This is a genomic window from Paraburkholderia phymatum (genome assembly GCF_038900715.1).
Classification (GTDB): domain Bacteria; phylum Pseudomonadota; class Gammaproteobacteria; order Burkholderiales; family Burkholderiaceae; genus Paraburkholderia; species Paraburkholderia phymatum_A.
The window spans coordinates 96,525-110,500 of the sequence record NZ_JAYMRZ010000018.1; the positions used below are offsets into that span (position 1 = coordinate 96,525).

Consider the following 13,976-nt stretch of genomic DNA (forward strand, 5'->3'; position numbering starts at 1 on the left):
AAAATGGCGTAAACGGAAATTGCGCGGCAAATCGGAGGCGTGGGGGTGCCGATTTCGGTCAGTTGCGTCGAGATTGACAAAACATGACAGTCGGTCGCGAGCCCCTTGCGTACGATGTTTAGCCCTCTCGCCATGCCCGTGAGCACAGTGCATCGGAGGGACCGTCAACGCAAATCACAAGCCGTATTGCCACGCGGCGACGCCGAAGCGCTGGCTTTTCTCTTACGCTCGACGGACAACGCATCTAGCCCGCAATCCGGCAAACCTATGGATCTTGCCTATGAGCTACAACAGCCTTAATGTCCCGCTGAATATCGGAACCTGGCAATGCATGCTTGTGCTTGCCAGCGAGTTCTACAGTTCCTCCGGTGGGTTCTGGGACCCCTTCACCGACGGCGATACTCGCAGGGAGCGTGAGCGCCAGATCGAGGACGACAAATCCGCCTTCGAACGGTATTTCCGGCCCAACTATGATTTCAGGCGAACGATACGCGCCGACATCGACGCGATCGGCTCGTTCCTCAGCCAACATCTGAACGTCGCCCATTGGAATCTGCCGACCGATAATGCCGGCATCGAGCGTGCCCTCAAGCAAGCCGTCCGCAACGAAATGCTTGTGCCCGTCATCAACCGCGACTGGCGCTCGCTTCCTCAAACGTACCGGCCAATGCCCGTGCCGCTGCACGGACCGTCAGCGTCGGGCGGCGGCGCATCCGGCAACAGTGGCAGCACGACGTGGGCCGCCTTCCGGGACGCGGGGCCGGGACTTTTGATATGGGACGGCGAGCCGGTCCTGAGAGGGCCATACGATCCGTCTACTGTAGAGTCGCAGTTGAAGGCCGCGCGTGCCGCGTTGAATACGAGCGTTGGCAACGACGACAATGCTGACGACGTCACATCAACACTGCTCGGGGATGAGCAGCCGTTTGAATACAGCGAAGACGGCGTAAGCGATGATGCGCAAGACATTGCGGCACGCGGCGTCAGTGAAGAGCAAGAGGCCAGGTGCTTTGCGCAATATGAGCGCGACATCGACGAATGCACGGCATATCGGAGCGCGATGGGAGGACAGCGTTTCATGGACGCTTGCTCGCAGCGCGCGTTTATGAACTATCAGGAATGCAGGGGCTATTGATGGCGAATCATCCGGACAAGAAGTGCGTGGTAATCATGTGGTCGGAAGACAAGCAAGCACTCGTTTCCTACACGCTTGAGGTCGATGCGGTACTTGCGGTCACACAACGTCAATTCCCACTGGAGCTACCGGCGGCGGACTACAACAACGCTTTCGATGATGAATTCGCTCGGCGGTTCGGCGGTGCGACGCTCAATCTGCTCGCGCTGTCGAATCCCGGCCTGAAGCCATTCGTGAAGTTCACGCCGGCCGAAGAGTAAGACCGCAAGAATCACCGCGCTCATAATCGACAAAGCCGCCCCTTATACGGGCGGCTATGTCGTGTCATTGCCCGGGTAAACGAAAAAGGCCGCTTCACGCGATACGTGAAGCGGCCTTCTTTTCGACCAAGCAGCCCCTACGGCAGCAAAACCGTCGACCCCGTCGTCCTGCGCGCTTCCAGATCCTCATGCGCCTTGCCCACATCGGCGAGCGCGTAGCGCTGGTTGATGCTCGTCTTGACCTTGCCCGACGCGATCACGTCGAACAGTTCGCCCGCCATCGCGTCGTAATCGCTGCGCTTGCCGATGTATGTGAAGAGCGTGGGCCGCGTGAAGAACAGCGAGCCGCGCCCCGCGAATTCCGACGAATCGATCGGCGGCAGCGGGCCCGACGCATTGCCGAAGCTCACGAACATGCCGAGCGGCGCGAGGCAATCGAGCGAAGCCGTAAACGTGTCCTTGCCGATCGAGTCGTACACGACGGGCACGCCCGCGCCGTTCGTGATCTCGCGCACGCGCTTCGTGAAGTTCTCGCGCGTATAGACGATGGGATGATCGCAGCCGTGGGCCTTCGCGATGGCCGCCTTCTCGTCGGAACCGACCGTGCCGATCACCGTCGCGCCCAGCGCCTTCGCCCACTGGCACACGAGCAGGCCGACGCCGCCCGCAGCGGCCTGGATCAGGATCGTGTCGCCTGCCTTCACCGGATACGTGCGGCGCAACAGGTATTGCGCCGTCAGCCCTTGCAGCATCACCGACGCCGCGTCTTCATAACTGATCGCATCCGGCAGCTTCACGACCTGCGCGGCGGACAGCACGCGCTCCTGCGCATACGCGCCCGGCGGCCGCGCGACATACGCGACGCGATCGCCGGCCTTCAGGTCCGTCACGCCCGCGCCGACGGCGAGCACCTCGCCCGCCGCCTCCATGCCGAGCCCGCCCGGCAGCGGCAACGGATACAGGCCCGTGCGGAAATACACGTCGATATAGTTGAGGCCGACCGCATGCTGCCTGATGCGGATTTCGCCGTTGCCCGGCTCGCCCACCTCGACGTCGACCCACTTCATCACTTCGGGGCCGCCCGTCTTGTCGAATCGAATTGCCTTGACCATCTTCTCTCCAGATTCGTTCGTGATGCCTGCCTGAATGAACGCGGACGACGCCGTCAGACCTGCTGCGAAAAACGCAGTGTCAGATCGTCGAGGATCATCCGCGCGGTCGAGATGTTCGTCGCGCACGGCACGTTGTGCACATCGCACGCGCGCACCAGCGCGTTGATGTCCGGTTCGTGCGGCTGCGGCGTCATCGGGTCGCGCAGGAAGATCACCACGTCGACCCGTCCTTCAGCGAGTTGCGCGCCGATCTGCAGATCGCCGCCGTTGGGGCCGGACAGCATCCGCTCGACCTTCAGCCCATGCGCATCGGCGATGCGCGAGCCCGTCGTGCCCGTGGCGATCAGCTCGCAGCGCGCGAGCGTGTCGACGTATTCGCCCGCCAGCCTGACGATGTCGTCCTTCTTGTGATCGTGCGCGATCAGCGCGACGCGTGTTGCCATGTCATTGCTCCTCTTGCGTTGTCGTTATGTTCGTTATGGGCGTTGTCTTCGTCGTCGTTGCCATTGCGAAAGCGCGCGCGGCACGCTCAGAACGTGCCGGGATAAGCGCCGCCGTCGAGCAGCCAGTTCTGTCCCGTGATATAGCCCGCATGCACGCTGCACAGGAACGCACACGCACGGCCGAATTCGTCGGGCGTGCCGAAGCGGCGCGCGGGAATCGTCGCCATGCGCTGCTCGCGCGCTTCGTCGACGGAAATGTTCTGCGACTTCGCCTGCGCGTCGAACGTCACGGCGATGCGGTCCGTATCGAACAGCCCCGGCAGCAGGTTGTTGATCGTCACGCCGTGCGGCGCGACCTTGCGCGCGACGCCCGCGACGAAGCCCGTCAGGCCCGAACGCGCGCCGTTCGACAGGCCGAGCACGTCGATGGGCGCCTTCACCGACGAGCTCGTGATGTTGACGACGCGGCCGAAGCCGCGCGAGATCATCCCGTCGATGGTCGCGCGGATCAGCTCGATCGGCGTGAGCATGTTCCCTTCGAGCGCGCGAATCCAGTCGTCGTGCGTGAAGTTGCGGAAGTCGCCGGGCGGCGGACCGCCCGCGTTGTTGACGAGGATGTCCGGCTGAGGACACGCGGCGAGCGCCGCGGCGCGGCCTTCGGGCGTGGTGATGTCGCAGGCCACGGCCTTCACGTCGACGCCCGTCTTCGCGCGGATATCGGCCGCCGTCGCGTCGAGCGTTTGCGCCGTGCGCGCGACGATCGTCACGTTCACACCCTCCGCCGCCAGCGCCTCGGCGCAGCCGCGTCCCAGTCCCTTGCTCGCTGCGCAAACCAGCGCAGTCTTGCCTGCGATTCCCAGATCCATGTGCTTTTTCCTTATGTGATGCGCGCAATGCGTATCGACGCGTCGCGCTCGCGGTCGGTCAACTGTCCCCCGATTCTAGAAGAATCGACGCGTCGCTGCCGGAGGTCGCCCCGGTCCAGCTCCGGTCCCGCTTCGGTCCCGCTTCGATTCCTTTCCACAATCTCCAGTCTCTTTCCGCCACCCTTCCGGTAAACTCGCAGCCATGGCGCACGCGTCCGCCGCCCTCCGTCGCCCCTCACTTCCCGAGACGGGCTGCAAAACGGGGCCGCGAAACGCCGCGCCGCTCTCCATCGACAGCACAGCCCACTTACCGCCGCGAGGCGCCACGTCATGACTCAGGACAGCCGTTTTCCCAATCTTTTCATCCTCGATCACCCGCTGATCCAGCACAAGCTGTCGCACATGCGCGACCGCGACACGTCCACGCGGACGTTCCGCGAGCTGCTGCGCGAGATCACGCTGCTGATGGGCTATGAAATCACCCGCAACCTGCCGATGACGACCCGACGCGTGAGCACGCCGCTCGTCGACATCGACGCGCCCGTGATCGCCGGCAAGAAGCTCGCGATCGTGCCCGTGCTGCGCGCGGGCGTCGGCATGTCGGACGGGCTGCTCGAGCTGATCCCGTCGGCGCGCGTCGGCCATATCGGCGTGTATCGCGACGACGCTCACCGTCCCGTCGAGTATCTGGTGCGCCTGCCCGATCTCGAAGACCGCATCTTCATCCTGTGCGATCCGATGGTCGCGACGGGCTATTCGGCCGTGCACGCGATCGACGTGCTGAAGCGCCGCGGTGTCGCGGGCGAGAACATCTCGTTCCTCGCGCTCGTCGCCGCACCGGAAGGCGTCGAGGTGTTCCAGAACGCGCATCCGGATGTGAAGCTGTACGTCGCGTCGCTCGATTCGCACCTGAACGAGCATGCGTACATCATTCCCGGTCTCGGCGACGCAGGCGACCGGCTGTTCGGCACAAAGAACTGACGAAAGCCACCGACAAGGCGGCTGACAACAGCCGCTGACCAGATGGGCTAGAGAAATCGGCTGAAGAACCCGGCTGGCAGCGCGTCGACAGACAGGCCGCTCGGGGCGGCACGGCAAGGACGTGCTCGTGCCGCCCCGAGCGAATCCGCATCCTTCCCCTACAGAAGCCGCCCCCCGGCGTGATAAAATCGCGCTCTGTCCGTTGAACGGGCAGCTCACCCTGCTGGCATCGCTTTGCGGCATTCCTACCCCGGTTTGCGCCTTCACCGGCTACTGTACTGACGACGCCAACTGCGGCGCTTTGGCCGCTTCCGTCGATCCCGCGACGCTTTCACGGCGCCATTCTGGCGCGTTCCAGGGTGCGACCAGACTGACATCGAGGCGCGAGCGCGAATGCGCACCGCCGCCCGAAATCGCAACGACTATTGCACTATGCGTGCGCCCCGCTGGCGCGCGCGACGGAGAAACGTATGGCGGGTCATTCGAAATGGGCCAACATCAAGCATAAGAAAGCAGCGGCCGATGCCAAGAAAGGCAAGATCTGGACGCGGCTCATCAAGGAAATCCAGGTCGCGGCGCGCATGGGCGGCGGCGACATCGACTCGAACCCGCGTCTGCGGCTCGCCGTCGACAAGGCGTACGACGCCAACATGCCGAAGGACAACGTCAACCGCGCGATCCAGCGCGGCGTGGGCGGCGTCGACGGCGCGAGCTACGAGGAAATCCGCTATGAAGGCTACGGCATCGGCGGCGCGGCCATCATCGTCGACACGATGACGGACAACCGCACGCGCACCGTCGCGGAAGTGCGCCACGCGTTCTCGAAGTTCGGCGGCAACATGGGCACGGACGGCTCGGTGTCGTTCATGTTCGATCACGTCGGCCAGTTCCTGTTCGCGCCCGGCACGCCCGAAGACAAGCTGATGGAAGCCGCGCTCGAAGCGGGCGCCGACGACGTCGTCACGAACGACGACGGCAGCATCGAAGTGATCTGCCCGCCGAACGATTTCCCGAAGGTGAAGAGCACGCTCGAAGCCGCGGGCTTCAAGGCGGAACTCGCGGAAGTGACGATGAAGCCGCAGACGGAAGTCGAATTCACGGGCGACGACGCCGTCAAGATGCAGAAGCTGCTCGACGCGCTGGAAAACCTGGACGACGTGCAGGAAGTCTATACAAACGCGGCAATCGCCGACGAGTGAGGCCGACGGTGAGCGCGCCGCCCATGTCCGGGCCGTTGCCGCGCTCCCCGCTCCACTCGCGTTGCACCGGTGCGACACGACGCGCGCACGGGCCGCACGGCATCCAGGCGATTTCCGCCACATTGTCCCGCTCAGTTGCCTGCATCACAGGCGTGGCGTTCGCGTTGTGCGAAGGTAGAGGCAGATATCCACGGCTCGCGCCGCCGCGCGGGCCGTTCACGGTTTTTAGTATTCGGGGAATCACATGAAGTTACTCGTCGTCGGTTCCGGCGGTCGCGAACATGCGCTCGCATGGAAGCTCGCGCAATCGCCGCGCGTCCAGCTCGTCTATGTCGCGCCCGGCAACGGCGGCACCGCGCAGGACGACCGTCTGCGCAACGTCGGCATCACCGACCCGAACGCGCTCGCCGACTTCGTCGAGCAGGAGCAGATCGCGTTCACGCTGGTCGGTCCGGAGCAGCCGCTCGCGGCGGGCATCGTCAACATCTTCCGCTCGCGCGGCCTGAAAATTTTCGGCCCGACGCGCGAGGCGGCGCAGCTCGAAAGCTCGAAGGACTTCGCGAAGGCGTTCATGAAGCGCCATGCGATTCCGACCGCCGAATACGAAACCTTCTCGGACGTGGCGGCCGCGCACGAATACATCGACGCCAAGGGCGCGCCCATCGTCATCAAGGCCGACGGCCTCGCGGCCGGCAAGGGCGTGGTCGTCGCGCAGACGCTGGAAGAAGCGCACGCCGCCGTCGACATGATGCTGTCGGACAACAAGCTCGGCGATGCGGGCGCGCGCGTCGTCATCGAAGAGTTCCTCGCCGGCGAGGAAGCGAGCTTCATTGTCATGGTCGACGGCAAGCATGTGTTGCCGCTCGCATCGAGCCAGGATCACAAGCGTCTGCTCGACGGCGATCAGGGCCCGAACACGGGCGGCATGGGCGCGTACTCGCCCGCGCCCATCGTCACGCCGCAAATGCACGCGCGCGTGATGCGCGAAATCATTCTGCCGACCGTGCGCGGCATGGAACAGGAAGGCATCCGCTTCACGGGCTTCCTGTACGCCGGCCTGATGATCGACGCGCAAGGCAACCCGAAGACGCTCGAATTCAACTGCCGGATGGGCGACCCGGAAACGCAGCCGATCATGTCGCGCCTGAAGGGCGACTTCTCGAAGGTCGTCGAAGCGGCGATCGCGGGCACGCTCGATACGGTGGACCTCGAATGGGACCGCCGCACGGCGCTGGGCGTCGTGCTGGCTGCGCACAACTATCCGGACGCGCCGCGCAAGGGCGATTTCATCAGCGGCATTCCGCCGGAAACCGCCGACGCCGTCACGTTCCACGCGGGCACGACGCTCGCGGACGGCAAGCTGACGACATCGGGCGGGCGCGTGCTGTGCGTCGTGGGTCTCGCGGATTCGGTGCGCAGCGCGCAGTCGGTCGCGTACGAAGCGATCAATCACATCTCGTTCGACGGCATGCAATATCGCCGCGACATCGGTTATCGCGCGGCCAACCGGAAGCACAACTGAGCCTGCCTGTCCCGGCAGGCGCACGCTACGCGGGCGCGGCGAACTCGCCTCAGCGCGGCCTTGCGGGGCCGTTCGGTCCGGGTTCGGGTTCGGTTCGGTCCGGGTTCGATTTTGGGCTCGCTTCGGGCCGCTTCTGGCCCTTTCCGGGTCGTCGAGCCGCGCCGGCGCTACACTTGACGCTGGCAGCGGCATTTGTAAGCAACCACGGGCTGTGTTCCGCCCGCCCCGGCGACAGCCGGCGCACCCGCCGCTGACGGCCTGAGCAGGGCCCGACCAGGGCCTGACCAAAGCCCGATATAGGCCCAATGAAGTCCCATTGAACTTCGACTGCGCCAGCGTTTCGACGTGCCGCGCCCCAACCATATGACCGATTCGATTCACGACGCCAACGATGCCCACGTCGTCCGGGCCTGGATGCAAGGTTTGCAGACGAAGATCGCCGACACGCTCGGCGCGTTCGACGGCACGCCGCTCGCCACCGACAGCTGGCAGCGCGCGCCCGGCGACAAGCTGCGCGGCGGCGGCTGCACGCGCATCCTCGAAGGCGGCCAGTTCTTCGAGCGGGCGGGCATCGGCTTTTCGGACGTGCAAGGCGATGCGCTGCCGGGCTCGGCCAGCGCACTGCGTCCGCAGTTGACGGGACGCGGTTTCGAAGCGATGGGCGTCTCGATGGTGCTGCATCCGCGCAACCCGTACTGCCCGACGGTACACATGAACGTGCGGCTGCTCGTTGCCACGAAGGCAGGGGAAGCGCCCGTGTTCTGGTTCGGCGGCGGCATGGACCTCACGCCCTATTACGGCTTCGAGGAAGACGCACGGCATTTTCACCGCGTATGCCGCGACGCGCTGCAACCATACGGCGACGACCTGTACCCGCGCTTCAAGCGCTGGTGCGACGACTACTTCTTCCTGAAGCATCGCAACGAGCCGCGCGGCATCGGCGGGATTTTCTTCGACGACTACGCGGAGCCCGGCTTCGAGCAGTCGTTCGCGATGGTGAAGAGCGTCGGCGACGCGTTCCTGGACGCGTATATGCCGATCATCGAAAAACGCCGCGACATTGCATACGGCGAAGCCGAGCGCGATTTTCAGGCTTACCGGCGCGGCCGCTACGTCGAATTTAACCTCGTGTTCGACCGTGGCACGCTGTTCGGCCTGCAAAGCGGTGGCCGCACGGAGTCGATCCTGATGTCGATGCCGCCCGTCGTGAACTGGCGCTACAACTGGCAGCCCGAGCCGGGCACGCCGGAAGCGCGCCTGTACAGCGATTTTCTCGTGGCCCGCGAGTGGGTCTGACGGGCGCCGCCGCTTCGTTACCCGTACGTCGCCCGCTCCAACCGACAGGCAAAGGAACCGCAACTGAATTCGACCGCTCAACACGCCGCCTCGCGAGGGGCGCTGCGCCGCCGCATCGGGATACTCGGCGGCACGTTCGATCCGATCCACGACGCCCATCTCGCGCTCGCGCGACGTTTCGCCGACGTGCTGAAGCTGACCGAACTCGTGCTGATGCCGGCTGGGCAGCCCTGGCAGAAGGCGGACGTGTCGGCGGCCGAACATCGGCTCGCGATGACACGCGCCGCCGCTTCGACGCTGACGCTGCCGGGCGTGACCGTCAGCGTCGCGACGGATGAGATCCAGCACGACGGCCCCACGTATACCATCGATACGCTGCAGCGCTGGCGGGAACGCGAAGGCACCGATGCGTCGATTGCGCTGCTGATCGGCGCGGATCAGCTGGTGCGGCTCGATACGTGGCACGACTGGCAGCGCCTCTTCGACTACGCGCATATCGCCGCCGCGACGCGCCCCGGCTTCGACGTGACAGCCGTGCCGCCCGCCGTCGCCGCGACGATCGCGCAGCGCGCCGCGGATGCGGACGTTCTGCAAGCGACGCCGTCCGGCCATCTGCTGATCGACACGTCGCTGGCATTCGATGTGTCGGCGACCGACATCCGCGCGCTCCTGCGTGCATCGCTCGAAAACCACGCGGACGGCACGGCAGGCGCCGGGAACGGCACTGCCCTGTCCGCGCAGAGTCATGTCCCCACCGCGGTGTGGGACTATATTGTTCAACATCATCTGTACCACCGGTAAACCATGGATATACGCAAGCTGCAACGCGCAATCGTCGACGGTCTCGAAGACGTGAAGGCGCAAGACATTCGGGTGTTCAACACCAGCCACCTGACCGAACTGTTCGACCGCGTGATCGTCGCGAGCGGCACGTCGAACCGGCAGACCAAGGCCCTCGCCTCCAGCGTGCGCGAAAAAGTGAAGGAAGCGGGCGGCGACATCGTCAGCACGGAAGGCGAAGACATCGGCGAATGGGTGCTCGTGGATTGCGGCGATGCCGTCGTGCACATCCTGCAACCGGCGCTGCGCCAGTACTACAACCTCGAAGAGATCTGGGGCGACAAGCCGGTGCGCGTGAAGCTGTCCACGCCGAACCCGTTCGGCGGCGCCCGTCCGTCCGAACCGATCGACGATGAAGACGAAGAAGAAGCGCCCGTCGCGCGCCCCGCACGCAAGGCGTCCGCACGCCGCCGCTCGTGAGCGCGGCGCTGGCGCCGTTCGAGCCGTGGGCCACGCCCTCGGCTGCGCACTCATCTGACCCGGCGCAATCCCGACGATGAAACTGCATATCCTCGCGGTCGGCCACAAGATGCCCGACTGGATCGCGACCGGCTTCGACGAATACGCGAAGCGGATGCCGCCCGAACTGCGCATCGAACTGCGTGAGATCAAGCCCGAGCAACGCTCGTCGGGACGCTCCGCCGAGAGCGTGATGGCTGCCGAGCGGCAGAAGATCGAAGCCGCGCTGCCGAAGAACGCGCGCATCGTCGCGCTCGACGAACGCGGCAAGGACTGGACCACGATGCAGCTCGCGAACGCGCTTCCCTCCTGGCAGCAGGACGGACGCGACGTCGCGTTTCTGATCGGCGGCGCCGACGGGCTCGACCCCGAACTGAAGGCGCGCGCCGACATGATGCTGCGCGTGTCGAGCCTCACGCTGCCGCACGCGATGGTCCGCGTGCTGCTTGCCGAACAGTTGTATCGCGCGTGGACCATCACGCAGAATCATCCGTATCATCGGGCCTGAACCTCGGGTCTGAACATGCCGGCCATCTTCCGGCCGCGCATCACCGGGCACAACCTGGCCGAACGGCCAGGTGCGCGGCGCCCGCCTCGTCTGGTACGCTCACCACCTGTCGTCCGCTTCGGGTTGCCGAAGCTGCACCCTTCTCTTTCCGTTGAATACCGATCCATGTCCACTTCGTCCGCTGCTGCCTGGCCGTTCGTCTATCTCGCGTCGCAAAGCCCGCGCCGTCAGGAACTGCTGACCCAACTCGGCGTGCGCTTCGAACTGCTGCTGCCGCGTCCCGATGAAGATGCCGAAGCGCTCGAAGCCGAACTGCCCGGCGAGCGCGCGCACGACTACGTGATGCGCGTGTGCATCGCGAAGGCGCAGGCGGCGCGCGCGCGGCTGGTGGCGGGAGGCCATGCGAACGCGCCCGTCCTCGTTGCCGATACAACCGTCACGATCGACGACGCGATTCTCGGCAAGCCCGTCGATGCCGACGATGCCGTCGCGATGCTCACGCGTCTCGCCGGCCGCGATCATGAGGTGCTGACATCCGTTGCCGTGGTCGATGCACAGGGCGAATTGCTGAAGCCCGCGCTGTCGGTATCGCGCGTGCGATTTGCTGCGGTGCAAAGCGATGCGTTGCGGCGCTACGCGGCGAGCGGCGAGCCGCTCGGCAAGGCAGGCGCGTATGGCATTCAGGGGCGCGCAGCGGAGTTCATCGAGCATATCGACGGGTCCTATTCAGGTATCATGGGTTTGCCATTGTTTGAAACCGCTGCCCTTCTGCGCGCGGCCCGCATCGACTTCTAACAACACCATGAACGAAGAAATCCTGATTAACGTCACGCCACAGGAGACGCGCGTCGCGTTGGTCCAGCAGGGCGCAGTGCAGGAGCTTCATGTCGAACGCACGCTGTCGCGCGGGCGAGTCGGCAACGTCTATCTCGGCAAGGTCGTGCGCGTGCTGCCGGGCATGCAGTCGGCGTTCATCGACATCGGTCTGGAGCGTGCCGCGTTCCTGCATGTCGCCGATATCTGGCATCCACGGCTTGCGGGCGAAACGCAACAACCGGCGCCGCATCAGCCCATCGAGAAGATCGTCTTCGAAGGGCAGACGTTGATGGTCCAGGTCGTCAAGGACCCGATCGGCACCAAGGGCGCGCGGCTTTCCACGCAGGTGAGCATCGCGGGGCGCACGCTCGTCTATCTGCCGCAGGAGCCGCATATCGGCATCTCGCAGAAGATCGAAAGCGAAGCGGAGCGCGAGGCCGTGCGCGCGCGGCTCACATCGGTGCTGCCCGTCGACGAGAAAGGCGGCTACATCGTGCGCACCATCGCCGAAGACGCGACGAGCGAAGAGCTGGCCGCCGATGTCGCGTATCTGCGCAAGACGTGGGCGACGATACTCTCGCAGGCGCAGCGCATGCCGGCCACGAGCCTGCTCTATCAGGACCTGAATCTCGCGCAGCGCGTGCTGCGCGACTTCGTCAACGACGAGACCACGCGCATTCAGGTGGACTCGCGCGAGACGTATCAGATGCTCTCGGAGTTCGCAGCGGAGTTCACGCCTGCCGTGTCGTCGAAGCTGCATCACTACACCGGCGAGCGCCCGCTTTTCGATCTCTACAACATCGAAACGGAAATCCAGCGAGCACTGTCGCGGCGCGTCGATCTGAAGTCGGGCGGCTATCTCGTGATCGACCAGACGGAAGCGATGACGACCATCGACGTCAATACGGGCGGCTACGTCGGCGCGCGCAATTTCGACGATACGATCTTCAAGACCAACCTCGAAGCGGCGCATACGATCGCGCGTCAACTGCGGCTGCGCAACCTGGGCGGCGTGATCATCATCGACTTCATCGATATGGAAAACGCCGAGCATCGCGACCAGGTGCTCAACGAACTGAAGAAGGCGCTCGCGCGCGACCGCACGCGCGTGACGGTCAACGGGTTCTCGCAACTCGGGCTCGTCGAGATGACGAGAAAACGCACGCGCGAATCGCTCGCGCACGTGCTGTGCGAGCCTTGTCCTGTCTGCCAGGGCAAGGGCCAGGTGAAGACGGCGCGCACCGTCTGCTACGACGTGCTTCGCGAAATCCTGCGCGAGTCGCGCCAGTTCAATCCGCGCGAGTTTCGCGTGGTGGCGTCGCAGCAGGTCATCGATCTGTTCCTCGAGGAAGAATCCCAGCATCTGGCGATGCTGATCGATTTCATCGGCAAGCCGGTGTCGTTGCAGGTCGAGTCGAATTTGAGCCAAGAGCAATACGACATCGTGCTGATGTAACCCCATCGCCCGTCCCCACCTACCCCTCCCGTGGCACAGTAATTGCTCCAAGCACTGACACCACACGCGGAGGCGACATGCACACAGAACAATTCGAGTACACCGACGACCCGGAACCCTTGCCAGAAGCCTGCTACGACAGGCTTCGCGGGGCACCTCCCGGCAACACCCCGACGCTGCCGAAGCGCTCGGCGGCCGGCATTTTCGCGTTCGGCGTCGCGTGGCTTTTCGGCCTCGAAGCGCTCGTTTCCGACGATGAAAACCGTTCCGCCGATGCGCGTCGCATCGACGAGCGATACTGAATTTCAATCGGTTCCGTGTAGGCGTTACAAAGATTGATCGGGGACGGCGTCGAGGAAAGCGTGGACAGGGCATCGGCCGCCCTGTTCTAACAAATCAACTAGACTTTCTGTATGCAGTTGCAATAGACGGAGGCCTGCCATGGCTGAATCAATGGTAAGCATCGTGGTCGGCATCGTCGTGCTGGCCGTCATCGCGACGCTGCTATCGCATCAGTGGCGGCGCGATCACCCCCCTCGCGACAGGATGTTGGGCCGCTTCGACGGACATCGCTGGTGGGAACGCATGCGGCATCGGCATTGATCGCACTGTCGCCGAACATCATGCCGCGCCATTCGCGCTGAACCATTCGACATCACCGCGCCGCGCACCGCGGCGCATGACACGCGGCGCAGCGTCAGTCTCGCCCGTTACCCACAGGCCAATCGACGCGCCCGCCTTGCACGGAGGCAATCATGTCCGACGACGCCGTAACCCTGCGTTGGCAGACGGTCGAATACGAAGGCTTCGAGATTCACGTCGCGCCGTCCCCGAAGGATGGCAGCGAGCGCTACACGTACATCGGCTACGTGTGCCACCCCGGCGCGGACCCGAAACTGCCCGGCCACACGGTGCCGTTTCACGCGGATGGCGAGGAGTCGTTCAAGACGCTCGACGATGCGACGTATGAAGCCGTGCACGTCGGCAAGAGCATCGTCGAAGGAACGCACCCGGATCTGTCGGTGCTATCGCTGGTGACGAGCGGCGTCTAGCGTCTGGCGCGCGTAGCAGCGAGGCGCCTGT

Annotated in this window: 17 protein-coding genes; 14 read left to right on the top strand and 3 right to left on the bottom strand. The window is 64.7% G+C overall.

Annotated elements, in window-relative coordinates; genetic code table 11:
* Window positions 1-280 precede the first annotated feature (280 nt).
* Together VSR68_RS28705 and VSR68_RS28710 are read left to right on the top strand one after the other, a co-directional pair.
* A complete protein-coding gene (locus VSR68_RS28705; protein ID WP_342943078.1) occupies window positions 281-1,135 on the top strand; it encodes a hypothetical protein in 855 nt (284 codons plus the stop codon).
* Window positions 1,135-1,395, top strand: a complete 261-nt coding sequence (locus VSR68_RS28710) for a hypothetical protein (RefSeq protein WP_342943079.1) — start codon at window positions 1,135-1,137, stop codon at window positions 1,393-1,395. The genes VSR68_RS28705 and VSR68_RS28710 overlap by 1 nt, the downstream gene beginning before the upstream one ends.
* A 137-nt stretch (window positions 1,396-1,532) precedes the next feature.
* Here the strand turns inward: VSR68_RS28710 and VSR68_RS28715 are convergent, their stop codons facing one another.
* The 3 genes from VSR68_RS28715 to VSR68_RS28725 form a co-directional block, all read right to left on the bottom strand.
* Window positions 1,533-2,507, bottom strand: a complete 975-nt coding sequence (locus VSR68_RS28715; RefSeq protein ID WP_342943080.1) for a quinone oxidoreductase — start codon at window positions 2,505-2,507, stop codon at window positions 1,533-1,535.
* A gap of 53 nt (window positions 2,508-2,560) precedes the next feature.
* Window positions 2,561-2,950 carry a methylglyoxal synthase gene (locus tag VSR68_RS28720; RefSeq protein ID WP_342943081.1) on the bottom strand — a complete coding sequence of 130 codons (390 nt, stop codon included), beginning with the start codon at window positions 2,948-2,950 and terminating at the stop codon, window positions 2,561-2,563.
* An 86-nt stretch (window positions 2,951-3,036) separates the two neighbouring features.
* On the bottom strand, window positions 3,037-3,816 hold the full coding sequence (locus tag VSR68_RS28725) for an SDR family oxidoreductase (protein ID WP_342943082.1): 780 nt from the start codon (window positions 3,814-3,816) through the stop codon (window positions 3,037-3,039).
* A gap of 330 nt (window positions 3,817-4,146) precedes the next feature.
* On the opposite strand from VSR68_RS28725, the gene upp reads away from it, so the two are divergent.
* The 12 genes from upp to VSR68_RS28785 all read left to right on the top strand — a co-directional run bounded on the left by upp (window position 4,147) and on the right by VSR68_RS28785 (window position 13,945).
* The gene (gene upp / locus VSR68_RS28730) at window positions 4,147-4,797 is read left to right on the top strand and encodes a uracil phosphoribosyltransferase (RefSeq protein ID WP_090864440.1); all 651 of its coding nucleotides are present in this window, start codon (window positions 4,147-4,149) and stop codon (window positions 4,795-4,797) included.
* A 470-nt stretch (window positions 4,798-5,267) separates the two neighbouring features.
* Complete coding sequence (locus VSR68_RS28735; RefSeq protein WP_342943083.1) at window positions 5,268-5,996, top strand: YebC/PmpR family DNA-binding transcriptional regulator; 729 nt, start codon at window positions 5,268-5,270, stop codon at window positions 5,994-5,996.
* A 244-nt stretch (window positions 5,997-6,240) separates the two neighbouring features.
* Window positions 6,241-7,518 (top strand): phosphoribosylamine--glycine ligase, encoded by a 1,278-nt coding sequence (gene purD / locus VSR68_RS28740; protein ID WP_342943084.1) that lies wholly within the window; start codon window positions 6,241-6,243, stop codon window positions 7,516-7,518.
* A gap of 363 nt (window positions 7,519-7,881) precedes the next feature.
* Window positions 7,882-8,814 carry an oxygen-dependent coproporphyrinogen oxidase gene (gene hemF, locus VSR68_RS28745; protein ID WP_342943085.1) on the top strand — a complete coding sequence of 311 codons (933 nt, stop codon included), beginning with the start codon at window positions 7,882-7,884 and terminating at the stop codon, window positions 8,812-8,814.
* Window positions 8,815-8,877: 63 nt separating this feature from the next.
* Window positions 8,878-9,615 carry a nicotinate-nucleotide adenylyltransferase gene (locus VSR68_RS28750; protein WP_342943150.1) on the top strand — a complete coding sequence of 246 codons (738 nt, stop codon included), beginning with the start codon at window positions 8,878-8,880 and terminating at the stop codon, window positions 9,613-9,615.
* 3 nt (window positions 9,616-9,618) lie between these two features.
* Window positions 9,619-10,074 carry a ribosome silencing factor gene (gene rsfS, locus VSR68_RS28755; protein ID WP_342943086.1) on the top strand — a complete coding sequence of 152 codons (456 nt, stop codon included), beginning with the start codon at window positions 9,619-9,621 and terminating at the stop codon, window positions 10,072-10,074.
* A gap of 76 nt (window positions 10,075-10,150) precedes the next feature.
* Complete coding sequence (gene rlmH / locus VSR68_RS28760) at window positions 10,151-10,621, top strand: 23S rRNA (pseudouridine(1915)-N(3))-methyltransferase RlmH (protein WP_152762356.1); 471 nt, start codon at window positions 10,151-10,153, stop codon at window positions 10,619-10,621.
* A 165-nt stretch (window positions 10,622-10,786) separates the two neighbouring features.
* Window positions 10,787-11,416, top strand: coding sequence for a Maf family protein (locus VSR68_RS28765; RefSeq protein WP_342943087.1), 630 nt, complete (start codon window positions 10,787-10,789; stop codon window positions 11,414-11,416).
* Between the two features lie 7 nt (window positions 11,417-11,423).
* Window positions 11,424-12,893 carry a ribonuclease G gene (gene rng / locus VSR68_RS28770; RefSeq protein ID WP_342936362.1) on the top strand — a complete coding sequence of 490 codons (1,470 nt, stop codon included), beginning with the start codon at window positions 11,424-11,426 and terminating at the stop codon, window positions 12,891-12,893.
* Window positions 12,894-12,970: 77 nt separating this feature from the next.
* Window positions 12,971-13,195 carry a hypothetical protein gene (locus VSR68_RS28775; protein ID WP_342943088.1) on the top strand — a complete coding sequence of 75 codons (225 nt, stop codon included), beginning with the start codon at window positions 12,971-12,973 and terminating at the stop codon, window positions 13,193-13,195.
* 139 nt (window positions 13,196-13,334) lie between these two features.
* Window positions 13,335-13,496: a hypothetical protein gene (locus VSR68_RS28780; RefSeq protein WP_342943089.1), complete on the top strand. Its 162-nt coding sequence runs from the start codon at window positions 13,335-13,337 to the stop codon at window positions 13,494-13,496.
* Between the two features lie 152 nt (window positions 13,497-13,648).
* Window positions 13,649-13,945, top strand: a complete 297-nt coding sequence (locus VSR68_RS28785; protein ID WP_342943090.1) for a hypothetical protein — start codon at window positions 13,649-13,651, stop codon at window positions 13,943-13,945.
* Window positions 13,946-13,976: the final 31 nt, after the last annotated feature.

Excerpts from the sequence above, each read along its gene's own strand:
- VSR68_RS28735 (WP_342943083.1), top strand. The coding sequence starts at position 5,268 with ATGGCGGGTCATTCGAAATGGGCCAACATCAAGCATAAGAAAGCAGCG.
- VSR68_RS28705 (WP_342943078.1), top strand. The coding sequence starts at position 281 with ATGAGCTACAACAGCCTTAATGTCCCGCTGAATATCGGAACCTGGCAA.
- VSR68_RS28785 (WP_342943090.1), top strand. The coding sequence starts at position 13,649 with ATGTCCGACGACGCCGTAACCCTGCGTTGGCAGACGGTCGAATACGAA.
- purD (WP_342943084.1), top strand. The coding sequence starts at position 6,241 with ATGAAGTTACTCGTCGTCGGTTCCGGCGGTCGCGAACATGCGCTCGCA.
- VSR68_RS28715 (WP_342943080.1), bottom strand. The coding sequence starts at position 2,507 with ATGGTCAAGGCAATTCGATTCGACAAGACGGGCGGCCCCGAAGTGATG.
- VSR68_RS28720 (WP_342943081.1), bottom strand. The coding sequence starts at position 2,950 with ATGGCAACACGCGTCGCGCTGATCGCGCACGATCACAAGAAGGACGAC.
- hemF (WP_342943085.1), top strand. The coding sequence starts at position 7,882 with ATGACCGATTCGATTCACGACGCCAACGATGCCCACGTCGTCCGGGCC.
- VSR68_RS28710 (WP_342943079.1), top strand. The coding sequence starts at position 1,135 with ATGGCGAATCATCCGGACAAGAAGTGCGTGGTAATCATGTGGTCGGAA.
- VSR68_RS28780 (WP_342943089.1), top strand. The coding sequence starts at position 13,335 with ATGGCTGAATCAATGGTAAGCATCGTGGTCGGCATCGTCGTGCTGGCC.
- VSR68_RS28725 (WP_342943082.1), bottom strand. The coding sequence starts at position 3,816 with ATGGATCTGGGAATCGCAGGCAAGACTGCGCTGGTTTGCGCAGCGAGC.
- VSR68_RS28775 (WP_342943088.1), top strand. The coding sequence starts at position 12,971 with ATGCACACAGAACAATTCGAGTACACCGACGACCCGGAACCCTTGCCA.
- upp (WP_090864440.1), top strand. The coding sequence starts at position 4,147 with ATGACTCAGGACAGCCGTTTTCCCAATCTTTTCATCCTCGATCACCCG.
- rsfS (WP_342943086.1), top strand. The coding sequence starts at position 9,619 with ATGGATATACGCAAGCTGCAACGCGCAATCGTCGACGGTCTCGAAGAC.
- VSR68_RS28765 (WP_342943087.1), top strand. The coding sequence starts at position 10,787 with ATGTCCACTTCGTCCGCTGCTGCCTGGCCGTTCGTCTATCTCGCGTCG.
- rng (WP_342936362.1), top strand. The coding sequence starts at position 11,424 with ATGAACGAAGAAATCCTGATTAACGTCACGCCACAGGAGACGCGCGTC.
- rlmH (WP_152762356.1), top strand. The coding sequence starts at position 10,151 with ATGAAACTGCATATCCTCGCGGTCGGCCACAAGATGCCCGACTGGATC.